This window comes from Gordonia sp. N1V (assembly GCF_029269935.1).
In the GTDB taxonomy this organism is placed as follows: domain Bacteria; phylum Actinomycetota; class Actinomycetes; order Mycobacteriales; family Mycobacteriaceae; genus Gordonia; species Gordonia polyisoprenivorans.
On sequence record NZ_JARJDD010000010.1, the window covers coordinates 178,319 to 192,828 of the forward strand.

At 67.2% G+C, this 14,510-nt stretch carries 15 protein-coding genes; 7 read left to right on the plus strand and 8 right to left on the minus strand.

The annotated features are described in order from the left end of the window. Window positions 1–29 precede the first annotated feature (29 nt). On the minus strand, window positions 30–848 hold the full coding sequence (locus P3L18_RS15040; RefSeq protein WP_276114491.1) for an SDR family NAD(P)-dependent oxidoreductase: 819 nt from the start codon (window positions 846–848) through the stop codon (window positions 30–32). Window positions 849–1,261: 413 nt separating this feature from the next. Between P3L18_RS15040 and P3L18_RS15045 the strand changes: the two genes are divergently transcribed. From P3L18_RS15045 to P3L18_RS15060, 4 genes are all read left to right on the plus strand, one after another. Continuing rightward, window positions 1,262–1,612, plus strand: a complete 351-nt coding sequence (locus P3L18_RS15045) for an IclR family transcriptional regulator C-terminal domain-containing protein (RefSeq protein ID WP_276114492.1) — start codon at window positions 1,262–1,264, stop codon at window positions 1,610–1,612. 107 nt (window positions 1,613–1,719) lie between these two features. Continuing rightward, the gene (locus P3L18_RS15050; RefSeq protein WP_276114493.1) at window positions 1,720–3,453 is read left to right on the plus strand and encodes an ABC transporter ATP-binding protein; all 1,734 of its coding nucleotides are present in this window, start codon (window positions 1,720–1,722) and stop codon (window positions 3,451–3,453) included. After that, on the plus strand, window positions 3,450–5,390 hold the full coding sequence (locus tag P3L18_RS15055; protein WP_276114494.1) for an ABC transporter ATP-binding protein: 1,941 nt from the start codon (window positions 3,450–3,452) through the stop codon (window positions 5,388–5,390). The genes P3L18_RS15050 and P3L18_RS15055 overlap by 4 nt, the downstream gene beginning before the upstream one ends. Window positions 5,391–5,515: 125 nt before the next feature. Further along, window positions 5,516–5,944, plus strand: coding sequence for a hypothetical protein (locus P3L18_RS15060; protein WP_079931469.1), 429 nt, complete (start codon window positions 5,516–5,518; stop codon window positions 5,942–5,944). 39 nt (window positions 5,945–5,983) lie between these two features. Here the strand turns inward: P3L18_RS15060 and P3L18_RS15065 are convergent, their stop codons facing one another. After that, window positions 5,984–6,658: a hypothetical protein gene (locus P3L18_RS15065; protein ID WP_276114495.1), complete on the minus strand. Its 675-nt coding sequence runs from the start codon at window positions 6,656–6,658 to the stop codon at window positions 5,984–5,986. Between the two features lie 44 nt (window positions 6,659–6,702). Between P3L18_RS15065 and P3L18_RS15070 the strand changes: the two genes are divergently transcribed. Beyond that, complete coding sequence (locus P3L18_RS15070; RefSeq protein ID WP_006369303.1) at window positions 6,703–7,272, plus strand: YdeI/OmpD-associated family protein; 570 nt, start codon at window positions 6,703–6,705, stop codon at window positions 7,270–7,272. 4 nt (window positions 7,273–7,276) lie between these two features. On the opposite strand, the gene P3L18_RS15075 is transcribed toward P3L18_RS15070, so the two are convergent. The 5 genes from P3L18_RS15075 to rnhA all read right to left on the minus strand — a co-directional run bounded on the left by P3L18_RS15075 (window position 7,277) and on the right by rnhA (window position 11,158). Further along, window positions 7,277–8,068 (minus strand): SDR family oxidoreductase, encoded by a 792-nt coding sequence (locus P3L18_RS15075; RefSeq protein WP_276114496.1) that lies wholly within the window; start codon window positions 8,066–8,068, stop codon window positions 7,277–7,279. A 155-nt stretch (window positions 8,069–8,223) separates the two neighbouring features. Then, a complete protein-coding gene (locus P3L18_RS15080; RefSeq protein ID WP_276114497.1) occupies window positions 8,224–9,204 on the minus strand; it encodes an aldo/keto reductase in 981 nt (326 codons plus the stop codon). After that, complete coding sequence (locus P3L18_RS15085) at window positions 9,201–9,668, minus strand: MerR family transcriptional regulator (RefSeq protein WP_276114498.1); 468 nt, start codon at window positions 9,666–9,668, stop codon at window positions 9,201–9,203. The genes P3L18_RS15080 and P3L18_RS15085 overlap by 4 nt, the downstream gene beginning before the upstream one ends. A gap of 99 nt (window positions 9,669–9,767) precedes the next feature. Beyond that, the gene (locus P3L18_RS15090) at window positions 9,768–10,682 is read right to left on the minus strand and encodes a D-isomer specific 2-hydroxyacid dehydrogenase family protein (RefSeq protein ID WP_276114499.1); all 915 of its coding nucleotides are present in this window, start codon (window positions 10,680–10,682) and stop codon (window positions 9,768–9,770) included. Then, window positions 10,679–11,158, minus strand: a complete 480-nt coding sequence (gene rnhA / locus P3L18_RS15095) for a ribonuclease HI (RefSeq protein ID WP_006369298.1) — start codon at window positions 11,156–11,158, stop codon at window positions 10,679–10,681. The genes P3L18_RS15090 and rnhA overlap by 4 nt, the downstream gene beginning before the upstream one ends. 54 nt (window positions 11,159–11,212) lie before the next feature. Between rnhA and P3L18_RS15100 the strand changes: the two genes are divergently transcribed. Next, window positions 11,213–11,989, plus strand: coding sequence for a methyltransferase domain-containing protein (locus tag P3L18_RS15100; RefSeq protein ID WP_276114500.1), 777 nt, complete (start codon window positions 11,213–11,215; stop codon window positions 11,987–11,989). Window positions 11,990–11,994: 5 nt separating this feature from the next. Here the strand turns inward: P3L18_RS15100 and P3L18_RS15105 are convergent, their stop codons facing one another. Continuing rightward, entirely contained in the window at window positions 11,995–13,260 is a 1,266-nt protein-coding gene (locus P3L18_RS15105; RefSeq protein WP_276114501.1) for a citrate synthase, read from the minus strand. A gap of 98 nt (window positions 13,261–13,358) precedes the next feature. Here P3L18_RS15105 and P3L18_RS15110 point away from each other — a divergent pair, with 98 nt between their 5' ends. Continuing rightward, window positions 13,359–14,507 (plus strand): citrate/2-methylcitrate synthase, encoded by a 1,149-nt coding sequence (locus P3L18_RS15110; RefSeq protein WP_276114502.1) that lies wholly within the window; start codon window positions 13,359–13,361, stop codon window positions 14,505–14,507. Window positions 14,508–14,510: the final 3 nt, after the last annotated feature.

Sequence of the window (14,510 nt, forward strand, 5' to 3'; positions counted from 1 at the left end):
TGGCGGCCGAAGTGCCCGTACGGATTCGATCAGAGCACCACGTCTTCACTATGCCCCAAGGGTGGTGGCACCAGCATTCCGTGTGTCTCGAAGATGACGCCGTTGGCGACACGGGATTCCGGTGAGGCAAGCATCAGGTACTCGGGCACATAGTCCTGCGCTGTCGGGAAGAACTTCATCCCGCCCATCTTGGCCATGTCCTCAGGTCCGCCGAGCGAATCGATGAGGTCGGAGAAGCTGGTGTTCTCCTGACCCAGCGTCGCCAAACCTCGCAAGTCGGTGGGCATTCCGCCGGGTGCAATGCCGTTCACGCGAACCGCGCCGCCGAATTCGAAGGCGAGTTGGCGGACCATACCCACGAGCGCGTGTTTCGTCGCGGTATAGAGTGGCCCGCCACCACCGACCATGGTCGCGGCGTTGGACAGGGTGAAGATCATGCTGCCGCCCGACTCGACCAACGCTTCGACTGATGCCTTGGCGCCCAGAAGATGGCCTTTGACGTTGACGTTGAACAATTCGGTGAAAGCACTGTCAAGGTCAGTGGCGCTCGTACCACGAAGGGACGCATGGAAGTCCCAAAGCCCGGCGTTGCCGATGAACGTATCGAGATGGCCGAACGCCTCAAGGGTGGCCGCCACGGCCGCCTGATCATCAGGCCAATGCGAGGTGTTGCCCACGGTGACCTTGATCCGGTCCCCGAATTCGTCGGCAAGGAGTTTCGCCTTCTGCTCCGACAATTCGAGGACGCCCACGCGCGCGCCCTCGGCGATGAAACGTTCGGTGATGGCCCGCCCCAAGCCCGAGCCGGCGCCAGTGATGAGCACCACCCGTCCGTCCAGAATTCCCATGTCTGTCTACCTCTTTCCGCTGCTGTTCCCATGAACCGGCAGGTACACACCGGTCTGTCACCTCAGTGTGGGCGACCTCACCATCGAGTGCGGTCTTGCGTACCGCGGACCGGAACCGCCTGACGATCGGCACCTGAAGAACGCGTTGACTGTTGTGGAGGTGGTCGTCGGACAACCGGGTACTCGGCGATGACCTGCACAAATGGGGGCAATAGTCGAAGCCACCGCGAAAATGCTGTCGCGCGACACCACAATCACCCTCGACGCCGACGGCTGCCCCTCGACGTCGGACACGAAGAACGACTGTTCACCCCCGGACACGGAAGGCACTCCTGGTGCGGATCGCGGGCGCTCTGTTGAATCTGCCCGTCGCAGAAGGTTTTGTGGCGCGAATCCCGGATCGGTCCGGGTTGATGCTCGGGCCGAGCGCCGGCGCACTGGTCGACGTCACTCGGCGAAAAGCCGACGTGAACGACGTGGTCACCTTCCCGCTCTCCGCGATCACCTCCCGTACGCCGACCACCCGCGACGCGTTGGCCGACCAACTGGCAGCCGTGGCCCGCGACGGCTTCGCGCCGCAGGTCGGTGAACCCGATCCTGATCGCGCGTGCATCGCGGTCGGCGTCCGATCACCGCACGGAGCGCTTACCGCCACGTTGGCACTCTCGGGGCGCCGACCAAGCCGAGATCATGACGCGGCAGGTGCCGGCGATGACCGAGTACGCCACGCGACTGGCGCCGCTGCTGGCGTGAACAGCGGCTGATCCACACCCTCGGCGCATCCGGTCACCCTGTGATCCGATGTGCGGCCGCCGGCAAACCGTTCGCCGAGAGAACGTCCCGTTGCTACCGTCAATCAGGTGATCGCCCCATGCTGACCCGTCTGATCCGGACCTACCTGTCCCGCTACCCCGCGCACATCACCGCGGTGATCCTGCTGCAACTCGTGGCGACGGTGGCCATGCTGTATCTGCCGACGCTCAACGCCGACATCATCGACAAGGGCGTCGCCAAGGGCGACACCGGCTACATCCTGCGGATCGGCGCGTGGATGCTGGCGGTGACCTTCGTCCAGATCGTGTGCACGCTGATCGCCCAGTACTTCGGTGCGCGGGCCGCGCTCGGCGCCGGCCGCGACATCCGCCACGATCTGCTGCACCGCGTCAACTCGTTCTCCGCGCGCGAGGTCGGCACCTTCGGCGCACCGTCGCTGATCACCCGCACCACCAATGACGTGCAGCAGGTGCAACTCCTGCTCGTCATGAGCACCGCCATCCTGGTGATGGCACCGATCATGTGTATCGGCGGCATCGTCATGGGCGTCCATGTGGCGCCGGGATTGTCGTGGGTGCTGCTGATCGCCGTACCGATCCTCGGCATCACGATGGGCTTCATCATCGCCCGGATGATCCCCGGCTTCCGCGCCATGCAGGAGCGCCTCGACGCCATCAACCGCATCATGCGTGAGCAGATCACCGGTATCCGCGTGGTGCGGGCGTTCGTGCGCGAACGCCATGAGATGCAACGGTTCTCCGTCGCCAACGACCAGTTGAGTGACGCGTCGCTGCGGGTGGGCCGGATGATGGCCCTGATGTTCCCATCGGTCACCGTGATCACCAATGTGACGATTGTCGCGATCATCTGGTTCGGCGGTCACGCGGTCTCCGACGGCAGCGCCCAGATCGGGGCACTGACGGCGATGATGAGCTACGTCATGCAGATCATGATGTCGGTGATGATGGCGTCGTTCCTGGCGATGATGGCGCCGCGCGCCGCGGTGTGCGCCGAACGCATCTGCGAGGTCCTCGACACCGAGACGTCGGTCGTGCCGTCGAAAACCCCGGCCGGTTTCACCGGCGATCCCGCCTCCGTCGAGTTCGACGCCGCGCAGTTCCGGTACCCGGGAGCCGACGAGAACGTGTTGTCAGACATCACCTTCGACGTGCGTCCGGGGACCACCACCGCCGTCGTCGGGTCCACCGGCTCGGGCAAGACCACGCTGCTCGGCCTGGTCCCACGACTCATCGACGTCACCGCGGGCGCGGTTCGCGTCGGCGGCACCGACGTCCGCGAACTCGACCCCGATGAGTTGCGGTCGGTGATCGGACTCGTCCCGCAACGGCCCTACCTGTTCTCCGGGACGGTGGCCACCAATGTCCGGCACGGCAAACCCGACGCCACCGACGAGGAGGTGTGGGCGGCACTGGAGATCGCGCAGGCAACCGATTTCGTCTCCGCGATGCCCCAGCAACTCGACACCCCGATCGCGCAGGGCGGCACCACCGTCTCAGGCGGACAGCGCCAGCGTCTGGCGATCGCGCGGGCACTGGTCCGGCGGCCGTCGGTCTATCTGTTCGACGACTCGTTCTCCGCACTCGACCTGACCACCGACGCGAAACTGCGTGCCGCCCTTCGGCCCGCCACCGCCGACGCCGCGGTGATCATCGTGGCCCAACGCATCTCGACCATCGTCGACGCCGATCAGATAGTCGTCCTCGACCGCGGACACGTCGTCGGTCTCGGTACCCACGACGAATTGCTCACCTCCTGCGAGACCTACGCCGAGATCGCGCGTTCGCAGCTGTCGATCGGAGAACCCGCATGACCCGCCCCGCAGGCGGCCCGGGTCCCGGCCGCGGTCCGATGGCCGCGGGCCCCGTCCTGGAGAAGCCCAAGTCGTTCGGCCCGTCGATGAAACGTCTTGTGCGCCTGCTGATGGCCTATCGGTGGCGCATGGCGACGGTGCTGACCGCCATCGTCGGGTCGGTCATCCTCCTCGCGGCGGCACCACGCATTCTGGGGCACGCCACCGATCTCATCTTCGACGGTGCGATCGGCAAGGCGTTGCCGTCGGGGATTACCAAGGAGCAGGCCGTCGAGGGGTTGCGTGCGCGCGGGCAGGGCACCTTCGCCGACATGGTGTCGGCGATGAACCTGACCCCGGGTGTCGGGATCGACTTCACCACCGTCGCCTGGACGCTGCTGATCGTGCTGATCTGCTACGTGGCGTCATCCCTGTTGTCGTGGTTGGCATTCCGGATTCTCAACGTCATCGTGGTCAACACGGTGCGCGAGTTGCGCGCCGAGATCGAGCAGAAGGTGCATCGGCTTCCGCTGCGCTATTACGACACCACCCCGCGCGGTGACCTGCTGAGCCGGGTGACCAACGACCTCGACAACCTGTCACAGGGCTTGCAGCAGACCATTTCCCAGTTCGTTAACTCGGTGCTGACGGTCATCGCACTGTTGGTTGTGATGATCTGGATCTCGCCGCTGCTGGCGCTGATCGCGGTGGTGACGGTCCCGCTGGCGGTGGCCGCGACCACGATCATCGCCCGAAGGTCCAAGCCGCACTTCATCTCCCAGTGGTCCTCGACCGGAAAGCTCAACTCCCAGATCGAGGAGGCGTTCACCGGGCACGAACTGGTCAAGGTGTTCGGTCGGCAACGCGAGATCGAGCAGACCTTCAACGAACGCAACGAGAAGCTCTACCAGTCGAGTTGGCGTGCGCAGTTCATCTCGGGCATGGTCATGCCGACCATCATGTTCCTGGGCAACCTCAACTACGTGGCCGTCGCCGTGGTCGGCGGCCTGCGCGTGGCATCGGGATCACTGAGTCTCGGTGAGGTGCAGGCGTTCATCCAGTACTCCCGTCAGTTCACCCAGCCGCTCACCCAGATCGGCTCGATGATCAACCTGATGCAGAGCAGCGTCGCCTCCGCCGAGCGGATCTTCGAGATCCTCGACGCCGAGGAACAGACCCCCGATCCGGCGCAGCCGCTGAGTCCGTCGGAGGACAAGGGCCGCATCGAGTTCGACGACGTCGCGTTCCGCTATCTGCCGGACAAGCCCCTGATCGAGGACCTGTCACTGGTGGCGAGCCCTGGGCACATGGTCGCGATCGTCGGACCCACCGGCGCGGGCAAGACGACGCTGGTGAATCTGATCATGCGGTTCTACGACGTCAACTCCGGGCAGATCCGCCTCGACGGTGTGGAGACCCGCGCGATGACGCGCGACGACCTGCGTGAGCGAACCGGGATGGTGCTACAGGATTCGTGGCTGTTCGGCGGGACGATCTACGACAACATCGCCTACGGCGACCCGACCGCCAGTCGCGAGGAGGTCATGGCCGCGGCGATGACCAGCCACGTCGACCACTTCGTCCGCATCCTGCCCGACGGCTACGACACCGTCCTCGACGACGAGGGTGGTGGCGTGAGTGCCGGTGAGCGACAGCTCATCACGATCGCCCGCGCCTTCCTCGCGCGACCGACGGTCCTGATCCTCGACGAGGCGACCAGTTCGGTGGACACCCGCACCGAGCTGCTGATCCAGCAGGCCATGGCCAACCTGCGGGCCGATCGCACGAGTTTTGTGATCGCCCATCGCCTTTCGACGATCCGCGACGCCGACACCATCATCGTCATGGAGGACGGGCACATCGTCGAACAGGGTAATCACGACGAGCTGCTGGCCGCCCAGGGCGCCTACTGTCGCCTCTACCGCAGCCAGTTCGCGGGCGCACTGGACGACGACTGATCGCCACCGGCCACCAGCCAGAAAACTGCTAGCGCCACTACAGCCGACTACCAAGAATCCCCGGTACACAGAATCATCACCGCCGCAACGGATGCGGCGATCCGAGATAGTGAGATGAGGTTTTCATGAAGAGTCGTCTGGTGACCATGGGTATCGGTGGGGCCGCGGTGCTCGCCGCCGCGTTGACCGGGTGTTCGTCAACGGAGAACTCGTCGACGCAGGCCGACTCCGCCGCGTCGACGTCGGCGTCCTCGTCCGCCTCGACGTCCTCGTCTGGCTCGACCGGGACCACCGAGATGGCGGCATTCGAGAAGTGCATGGCCAACAACGGCGTCACGATGCCCGCCCACAACGGGCGGCCCGGAGACCGGACCCCGCCGTCGGGCGCACCGGGGCAAGCGCCCGCGGGCGGTTCGGGCGGTTCAGGAAGCACTGCATCGACACGGCAGCACACCATGAGCGCGCCCCCGGGGGTCGATCAGGCCACCTGGACCAAGGCGCTGGCCGCGTGCAAGTCACTCGCACCGACCCCGCAGCCACAGCCGAGCTCGTGACCGATCCGCCGCGGGGCCTTCTCGGGCCCCGCGGCACCATCAGGATTGGCCGCGCTCCAATTCGCCCGCAATGCCGCGTTCGAGTTGTTCGGCGGCGGGCGTCGGCACGTCGATGAGTCCGTCGAGCTCGGCCCGAGCCTTGCGGTAGGCGGCCTGCCGCTCGGCCGGCGTGGCTGCGGCGTCGGCGGCGACGGAGATGAGTTTGCGTGCGCGGTCCAGGGATTCGCGCTCGATGGGCGAGAAGTCCGATTGTTTGCGGCGTCGCGCCTCACGCTCGGCGGCGTCGAATGACGCGGCATAGACACCGACGGCGTCGCGGTACTCGGCGAAGGTCTCCGGATCGAGGGTTTCACCGGGCGCGGGTCGCATGTCGTCGGCGCGCACCTTGGCCTGATGAAAGGCCAGGGTGAGCGGTTCACGCATGTCGATGAGCATCGGGAATTCGATGAGCGTCGCGAGGTCGAGTTCGTAGGCGAACCATTTCTCGTTGATCTCGTCGTGCCGTTTGAGAACCTTGGTCACCTGGGCTTTGTCGGCACGGGTGCTGCGCAATTCCTCGGCCTTGGCGGTCGCCTTGATGCGTGCGAGTTCGATCTTGTCGCGTCGGCGCTTCTCGTTGTATCGGGCGACGTGGTTGGCCCAGCCGCCGACGATGCCGCCGACCGGGAAGACCAGCCACCAGTAGTCGCCCGCGAAGTGGAGGAATTGGTCCACGTCACAACCTTACCGGGCGATCGCACCGTGGATAGGGTGAGTGGATGGCCGACCCCGACGCCCCGGAACTGCTCGTCGAGCACATCGACGCGTGGCGGGAGTGGCTCGCCGGGCATCACGCGTCGGCGTCCGGGGTGTGGCTTGTGTTCTGGCGCAAAGAATCCGGCAACGAGCCCCTTGACTATGACGACGCTGTCCGGGAGGCGTTGTGTTGGGGGTGGATCGATGGGGTCACCCGCACGATCGACGCGCATCGGCGTGGCATGTGGTTCACCCGGCGCGGACGCGGCAGCGCGTGGGCGGCGTCGAACAAACAACGGGTCGCCGAGCTCATCGACTCCGGCCGGATGCAGCCACCCGGCCTGGCCGTCATCGACGACGCGAAGGCACGCGGCCTGTGGAACCTGCTCGACGACGCCGAGGCCGGCGTCGAGCATCCCGACCTGACCGTCGCGCTGGATGCGAACCCGACGGCCCGCGCCCACTGGGACGCGTTCCCGCCGGGGGCACGCAAGGCCGCCCTCACCCAGATCGCCATGGCACGCAAACCCGAGACGAAGGCGCGTCGGATCACCGTCATCGTCGAGAAGGCCGCCCGCGACGAACGGCCGTGAAGCCTTACAGATCCGGAATCGGCAGGTCGAGGTTGGGTGTGACGATGCCGCCGTCGACCTCGATGATCTTGCCGGTCAGGTACGCGCCGGCGGGCGAGGCGAGATACACCGCGGCCGCGGCGACGTCGGCGGGGTCGCCGAGTCGGTGGAGGGGCGTCGCACCCTCGATGGTGGTGCGCATGGTCTCGTCGGCGGCGACGATGTCGAGGGCCGAGGTGAGGATCGCCCCGGGCGCGATGCCGTTGACGCGGACGCGCGGATTGAGGTCCATCGCCGCGAGCCGGGTGTAGTGGGCCAGTGCGGCCTTCGCCGTGCCGTAGGCGGCATAGGCGCGGCCCGGTGTGCGACCCACCGCCGAGGTGATGTTGATGATCGAGCCACCGTCGGCGTTGGCCAGCAGATGCGGCACCGACGCCCGCACCAGCGCGTGCGCGCCGGTCACGTTGAACGTGAACGCGTCGGTGAGGTGGTGGGGTTTGGTGTCGAGCAGCGGCCGTGGCAGCGCCCCGCCGACGTTGTTGACCACGGTGTCGAGGCGACCGAACTCGTCGATCGCCGCCTGTGCCAGGGCGGCGACGGTGTCGGGGTCGGCGAGATCGGCGGCCACGACGTGCGCCCGCCGTCCCCGCGCGGCCACCTCGTCGGCGACGGCGTCGAGCTGCTCGGCGGTGCGTGCGCTGATCAGCACGTCGGCACCCGCCTCGGCGAAGCCGATGGCGATCGCCGCACCGAGTCCGCGGCCCGCGCCGGTGACGATGGCAACGGTGTCGGTCATCCGGAACCTGTCGAGTATCACGACTCGACAATGCCACAGAACTAGAACGTGTTCTAGTGATTGGCGGAGCGGGTCACGTTCTTCCTCGGGAGTTTCGTTCGTCCCCCGGCAATTGCTGAGGGACGAACGAATTGCTTCAGGAAGAACATTCCTCCCCTACCTTCTCGCCCGCTCGTTCAGGCCGAGGCCCCGGCCACCCAACTCATGTCGGGATAACGTTCTCCCGCCGGTCGCAACGCCGCGAGTCGCTCGAGCTGCTCGGCGGTGAGCGTCACCGACAGCGCGCCGATATTCTCGTCGAGGTAGGTGCGACGCTTGGTACCCGGGATCGGGACGACATCGTCACCCTGGGCGAGCAGCCAGGCCAGCGCCACCTGCCCGGCCGTAGCGTCGACTTCGCTTGCAACCGATCGGATCTCGTCGACGAGGGCGAGGTTGTGGTCGAGATTGTCTGCCTGCCAGCGCGGCAAGGTCGCGCGGAAGTCACCCGCGCCGGGTGCGGCGGCGGCCGCCGAGCCGGTGAGCATGCCGCGACCGAGCGGACTATAGGGCACCACGGTCACACCGAGTTCGCGCGCCGCCGGCACGTCGGAGGTCTCGATGTCGCGGCTGAACAGCGACCACTCCGATTGCAGAGCGGCGATCGGATGCACCGCCGACGCTCGCCGGAGGGTGTCGGCGCCCGCCTCACTGAGGCCGAGTTCGCGGACCTTGCCCGCGGCCACGAGATCGGCCATCGCGCCGACGGTCTCCTCGATCGGACGGGTCGGGTCCACTCGATGCAGGTAGTAGAGGTCGATGACGTCGACGCCCAGGCGCTGCAGCGACGCGTCGACACAGCGTCGGACGTAGTCGGGTGAGCCGTCGACACCGCTGGGCAATCCGGTGTCGGGATCGGTGAGAATCCCGAACTTGGTGGCGAGGACGATCTCGTCGCGGCGGTCGGCGAGCACTGTCGACAGCAGCTTCTCGTTGGCGCCGCCGCCGTACATGTCGGCGGTGTCGAGCAGGGTGATCCCGGTGTCGAGAGTGTGGTGCAGGGTGGCGAGTGCTTCGTCCTGGTCGGCCGGGCCGTAGGCGAAACTCATTCCCATACAGCCCAATCCGATACCGGAGACCTCGAGGGAGCCGATGCGGCGGGGAGAGCGGGGGGTCATGGTTGGGTCCTTCCTCCGTAGGTGGCGATCTTGTATTCGGTGGCCGCGAGGGACAGCGTCAGTTCGGCGATCTGTCTGCGGATGGTGTCGCGGTGTTCGAGCAGCATGTCGAGGCGTTCGTCGACGGTGTCCTCCCCGGCGTCGACGAGCTCGACGTAGTGTTGGAGATCTCGGATTGCCATGCCAGACAACCGCATTCGGGTCAAGAAGACGAGCCTGCGCATCGCGTCGGCATCATAGATCCGGTTGCCCACGGCGTCGCGGGGGACTTCGACGAGCCCGATGCGCTCGTAGTAGCGCAGGGTGTGCGGCGAGATGTCGAGTGCCTCGGCGGCCTGCGCGACGCTCATCGGTTCGGCGATCTCGTCGAGGCCAACGAGGGAGTGGATCACCTCCACCGACAGCGGTCCGTCGAGGCCGCCGAGCGCATCGAGCGCCTTGCGCATCAGATGTTCTGTGCTCATGGCAGCAACGCTAGGCCTTTGAGCGCGCTCGAAGGCAAGAGCGGGTTCCGGGCGTTCTTCCCCCGCTTTTCCGCAGCTACCTTTTCTGCGGCCGGGGGCTCAGTAGTCGCGGTCGGCCGACACCGTGGAAATCAACTCCTCCCCGGCGACGAACCGCCGGAGGTTCTCGGCCACCCACGGCGCGAGTTCTCGCGTCAGCCCCGACGACGGGTTCGCGATGTGCGGGGTGATGATGCAGTTGGGCAACGACCACAGCGGGTCGTCGGCGGCCGGCGGCTCAGGATCGGTGACATCGAGTGCGGCACCGGCGATCTCACCACTGCGCAGTGCCCAATAGAGGGCTTGTTGATCAACGAGGGGCCCACGGGCGACGTTGACGATCCAGCAGTGCGCGGGCAACGCGGCCAAGCTCTCGGCGTTGATCAGGTGATGGGTTTCCGGCGTCGACGGCGCCGCGAGCACGACGTGGTCGGTCGAGCGCCACACCTCGTCCATCCGCGACGACGGCAGCGTCTCGTCGGCGCCCTCGACCGGTCGGCCCGACCGGTTGACCGCGAGCACCTGAGCACCACCGGCCTTGAGTCGCGGCGTCAGCGACGCACCGATTCCGCCCGCGCCCACGATCGCCACCGTCGCACCGCGCAACGTGCGCACCGCGGTGTCGATGGGTTCTTTGTCCCAGTGGTCGCGAATCGACGTGTGGATCTGTCGCAGTCCGGTGAGCAGCAGCGCCAGCGCGTGCTCGGCGACGTTTTCGGCGTAGAAGCCCGACGCGTTGGTCCAGGTCCGCTTGTCGTCGAGTACCCCGGCGGTGACGAACCCCTCGATCCCGGCCGTCTTGAGCGCCACCCACTCGACGGCGTCGGGCAGCGCGGGGAAGCCGTCGGGGCCGCCGAGCCAGACCAGCACCCGCGCCTCGTCGAGTCCGACGATTTCTCCGCCCGCCTCCTCGACGGCGGCGACGACGTGCTCGTCACGGATCGGTTCGACGGCGACCGGCACCCGCGTGGTCATGAGCGCACCTGCGCGATCTCGCGGGCCGCCGAGGTCGCGAGGCGGTCGGCGATCTCGTTGTAGTGATCACCGTTGTGGCCCTTGACCCAGCGCCACTCCACCTGGTGCCGCTTCTCCTCGTCGATCAGGCGCTTCCACAGGTCGGCGTTCTTCACCGGCTTCTTGTCGGCGGTCTTCCAGCCGTTGCGCTGCCAGCCGGCGACCCACTTCATGATGCCGTTGCGCACGTAGCTGGAGTCGGTGTAGAGGATCACCGTCGACGGCCGCTTCAGCGCCGCGAGACCCTCGATCGCCGCCTGCAACTCCATCTTGTTGTTGGTGGTGTCGGGCGCCGAGCCGGAGATCTCCTTCTCGGTGCCCTTGTACCGCAACACCGCTCCCCATCCACCGGGGCCCGGATTGCCCAGGCAGGCGCCATCGGTGGAGATCTCCACGACATCGTCGGAACCGGGGGTCGTGTCAGGATCGTTCGCCATTCCTCCGAGATTACGAGACACGCAACGCTTGCACGAAACGACTAGGGTGGAGCCATGCCTGTCTGGGATCCGACGCGCTATCTCCAGTTCGCCGACGCCCGCTCGCGACCGTTTCTCGACCTCATCTCGCGCGTCCCGATCGAGCCCGCCACGATCATCGACCTCGGCTGCGGGCCCGGCCACCTCACCCGCTACCTGCGTGCACGCTGGCCCGACGCGCACATCCTCGGTATCGATTCGTCGGCGGAGATGATCGACGAGGCGCTGCGTTCCAATTCCGATCCCGACGCCAACTACGACGTCCACGACGTCACCACCTGGAAGCCGTACGAGCCGGTCGACCTGATCGTCTCCAACGCGATGTTCCAATGGGTCCCCGACCAGTTCTCGGTGATCGGCGACCTCCTCGACCATCTGACGCCGGGCGGCGCCTTCGCGGTGCAGGTCCCCAACAACGCGAGTTCGGCCACCCACACGTTGCTTGACGAACTCTCCCGCGAAGAGCCCTACGTCGAGCACCTGCACGATGTGCGGCGGCTGCCGACCACCGGTCCGCAGGAGTACCTGGAGTTCTTCGCCGACCGCGGCTACTCCGTCGATGCCTGGGAGACGACCTACCTGCACGTCCTCGACGGCGAGGACCCGGTGTTCGAGTGGATTTCCGGGACCGGCGCGCGTCCGTTCCTGCAAGGTCTGCCCGACGACCTCGTCGACGGCTTCACCGACGAGTACAAGGCGCGTCTGCGTGCGGCGTTCCCGTCGCGGCCCTGGGGGACGCCGCTGCCGTTCCGGCGGACCTTCGCCGTCGCCTCCCCGCAACCGCACATCTGAACTGCTCAGGTGGCGTGGGCCCCGCTCGGACGCACCCCGGTGTAGACGCCCTCGGGGCGAAACCGTAACCGCGGCGCCTGGTATTCCTCGAGCGCATGCGCGATCCAGCCCGCGATCCGCGCCAGCGCGAAGATCGTCTCGGCGGCATCCGGACGCATCCGGTACCGCAACGCCAGTGCCGCCAGCGCCAGGTCGGAGTTGACGAAGGTCGACGGCCCGAGCGCCTCGACGATCGCGGTGACCGCAGGCTGCACGCGTCGATCGCCACCACCGCTGCGCGCCAGCATCTCCAGCAGCACCGTCGCCCGGGGATCGCGGGCCCGGTAGATCACGTGGCCGGTCCCAGGTATGGGGGTGTCGGCATAGAGGGCGTCGGCGATGGCCGCGGTCGGGTCGTCGAGGGCGTCGGCGAGGAATCGGTAGGCCAATGTGGTTGCGCCACCGTGCATCGGGCCGTCGAAGGCACCGAGCCCGGCGCCGATGACGGCGTAGACGCTGCCCCGCGCGCTGGCCGCGACCCGCGCGGCGACGGTGCCTGCGGCCAGGTCGTGGTCGGCGAGCGCGACCAGTGCGGCGTTGAGCACCTTGACCGAACGTGGTGTCGCGGGCTCGTCGGTTAGACGCGGCCACAGTCGTTGTGCCAGTGAACCTTCCGAATCCAATTCTTCTGTCGACGGCCCGGGAGGCAGTGCGTCGACGGCGGTGACGAGGACGCGGGTGGCCTTCTCGGTGACGGCTGCGGGTTCGATGTGATGGCGCAACGGGTCTCGAGCCCCGAGTAGGTCGACGGTGAGCCGGATCCGGTCCAGCCCGCGCGAGTTGGTTCCGGCGACACGTCGCACCGCGGCTCCGATTCCCCGCGCGGGCGCGGCCTCGTTCCCCTGCGCCGGCGGGGCCGCGGTCCACCTTTCACCCCAGAGTAATTGGGCGACATCCTCATAGCTCGTCGTCTGGGCGAGGTCGGCGACGTCGTGGCCACGATAGTGCAGCCGATCGTCGTGCAGATAGGTCAGCTGGGTGCGGATGCGTTCGGCGACGCCGGCCGGCGGCCGATGTCGCGAGCCCTGCAGGAGCCCGTCGACCTCGTCGACGGCGAACATGCTGCCGTCGTATCCGGCGATGCGGGAACTGTGCAGGCGCCCGCGGCTGACATAGGCGTAGACGGTGGAGAGCTTGATGCCCAACACCTTTGCGACCTGCTCGGTGGTCAGGTAGTCGCGCCCGTCGTGCCGGACGGGCGTCGGAAATCGGCGGGTGTGCGCGCGGGTCACACATTGATTGAATCAACATTGACCACACCGCTCAACCTCGCCACCCTGAGAGCACGGAGCCGCCGACGGAGCGGTCTCCAGCAGCGTCAGGAGTTGTGATGACCGAACCACTGATCGCCCCGCCGGGACTACACGACCTCGTCGTCGCCGATACCGAGATCGGCGACGTGCGTGGCGCCGAGGGCTTCTATCACTACCGCCAGTACTCGGCGATCGAGTTGGCGCGCACCCGCTCATTCGAGGAGGTGTGGTTTCTGTTCCTGTACGGCCATCTGCCGAGTGCCGCCGAACTCGACGACTTCGTCGAGGTGGTGCACCGGATGTCGGTGCTGCCGCCCGAGGTCGGGGGCATCCTCACCGCGGCGGCGCTGCTCGGCGGTGAGCGGGACTCGTTGTCGGGACTGCGCACCGTGCTCTCGGCGGCGGGCAGCGCGACCGGGGTCCGGCCGCTCTGGGACAGCGATGACGAACAGCGCCGCACCGACGCCATCCGGGTGGCCGCACTCACCCCGACGATCCTCGGTGCGCTCGCCCGTATCCGCGCCGGTGAGGAGCCGCTGCAGCCGCGCCGCGATCTGTCCGCGGCGGCCAACTGGCTCTACCTGATCTCCGGTCGGGAGCCGACGCAGGCGCACGTGCGGGCCATCGAGCACTATCTGATCGCCACGATCGACCACGGTTTCAACGCATCGACGTTCACCGCTCGGGTCATCGCCTCCACCGGCGCCGACGTAGTCGCGGCGGTGTGCGGGGCCATCGGTTCGTTCTCGGGGCCGCTGCACGGTGGTGCACCCGATCGCGCACTCGATGCCCTGGACGAGATCGCCGCGTTCGGCGACCCCGCCGAGTGGGCCCGCCGCCAGGTCGACGAGCACCGGCGCATCATGGGATTCGGGCATGCCGTCTATCGCACGGCTGATCCGCGCGCAATGATGTTGCGGGACATCGCCGGTGAACTCGGCGGTCCCCTCGTCGAGCAGGCCGTCGCCGCCGAGGCAGCCATCACCGAGGTCCTGGCGCAGGCCCACCCCGATCAGCCGCGTTACGCCAACGTCGAGTTCTATGCCGGTGTGGTGATGGAATGCTGCGGCGTGCCGCGGTCGATGTTCACGCCGACCTTCGCGGTCAGTCGGGTCGTGGGTTGGTGTGCGAACATCCTCGAGCAGGCCCGCTCTCGCAAGATCATCCGTCCCGCCGCACGGTATGTCGGTCCGCCCCCGGCCGAACCCGCCGCCGTGCCAGACTGATCG

Excerpts from the sequence above, each read along its gene's own strand:
- P3L18_RS15055 (WP_276114494.1), top strand. The coding sequence starts at position 3,450 with ATGACCCGCCCCGCAGGCGGCCCGGGTCCCGGCCGCGGTCCGATGGCC.
- P3L18_RS15100 (WP_276114500.1), top strand. The coding sequence starts at position 11,213 with ATGCCTGTCTGGGATCCGACGCGCTATCTCCAGTTCGCCGACGCCCGC.
- P3L18_RS15040 (WP_276114491.1), bottom strand. The coding sequence starts at position 848 with ATGGGAATTCTGGACGGACGGGTGGTGCTCATCACTGGCGCCGGCTCG.
- P3L18_RS15080 (WP_276114497.1), bottom strand. The coding sequence starts at position 9,204 with ATGACCCCCCGCTCTCCCCGCCGCATCGGCTCCCTCGAGGTCTCCGGT.
- P3L18_RS15110 (WP_276114502.1), top strand. The coding sequence starts at position 13,359 with ATGACCGAACCACTGATCGCCCCGCCGGGACTACACGACCTCGTCGTC.
- P3L18_RS15045 (WP_276114492.1), top strand. The coding sequence starts at position 1,262 with ATGCTCGGGCCGAGCGCCGGCGCACTGGTCGACGTCACTCGGCGAAAA.
- P3L18_RS15060 (WP_079931469.1), top strand. The coding sequence starts at position 5,516 with ATGAAGAGTCGTCTGGTGACCATGGGTATCGGTGGGGCCGCGGTGCTC.
- P3L18_RS15085 (WP_276114498.1), bottom strand. The coding sequence starts at position 9,668 with ATGAGCACAGAACATCTGATGCGCAAGGCGCTCGATGCGCTCGGCGGC.
- P3L18_RS15050 (WP_276114493.1), top strand. The coding sequence starts at position 1,720 with ATGCTGACCCGTCTGATCCGGACCTACCTGTCCCGCTACCCCGCGCAC.
- rnhA (WP_006369298.1), bottom strand. The coding sequence starts at position 11,158 with ATGGCGAACGATCCTGACACGACCCCCGGTTCCGACGATGTCGTGGAG.
- P3L18_RS15070 (WP_006369303.1), top strand. The coding sequence starts at position 6,703 with ATGGCCGACCCCGACGCCCCGGAACTGCTCGTCGAGCACATCGACGCG.
- P3L18_RS15090 (WP_276114499.1), bottom strand. The coding sequence starts at position 10,682 with ATGACCACGCGGGTGCCGGTCGCCGTCGAACCGATCCGTGACGAGCAC.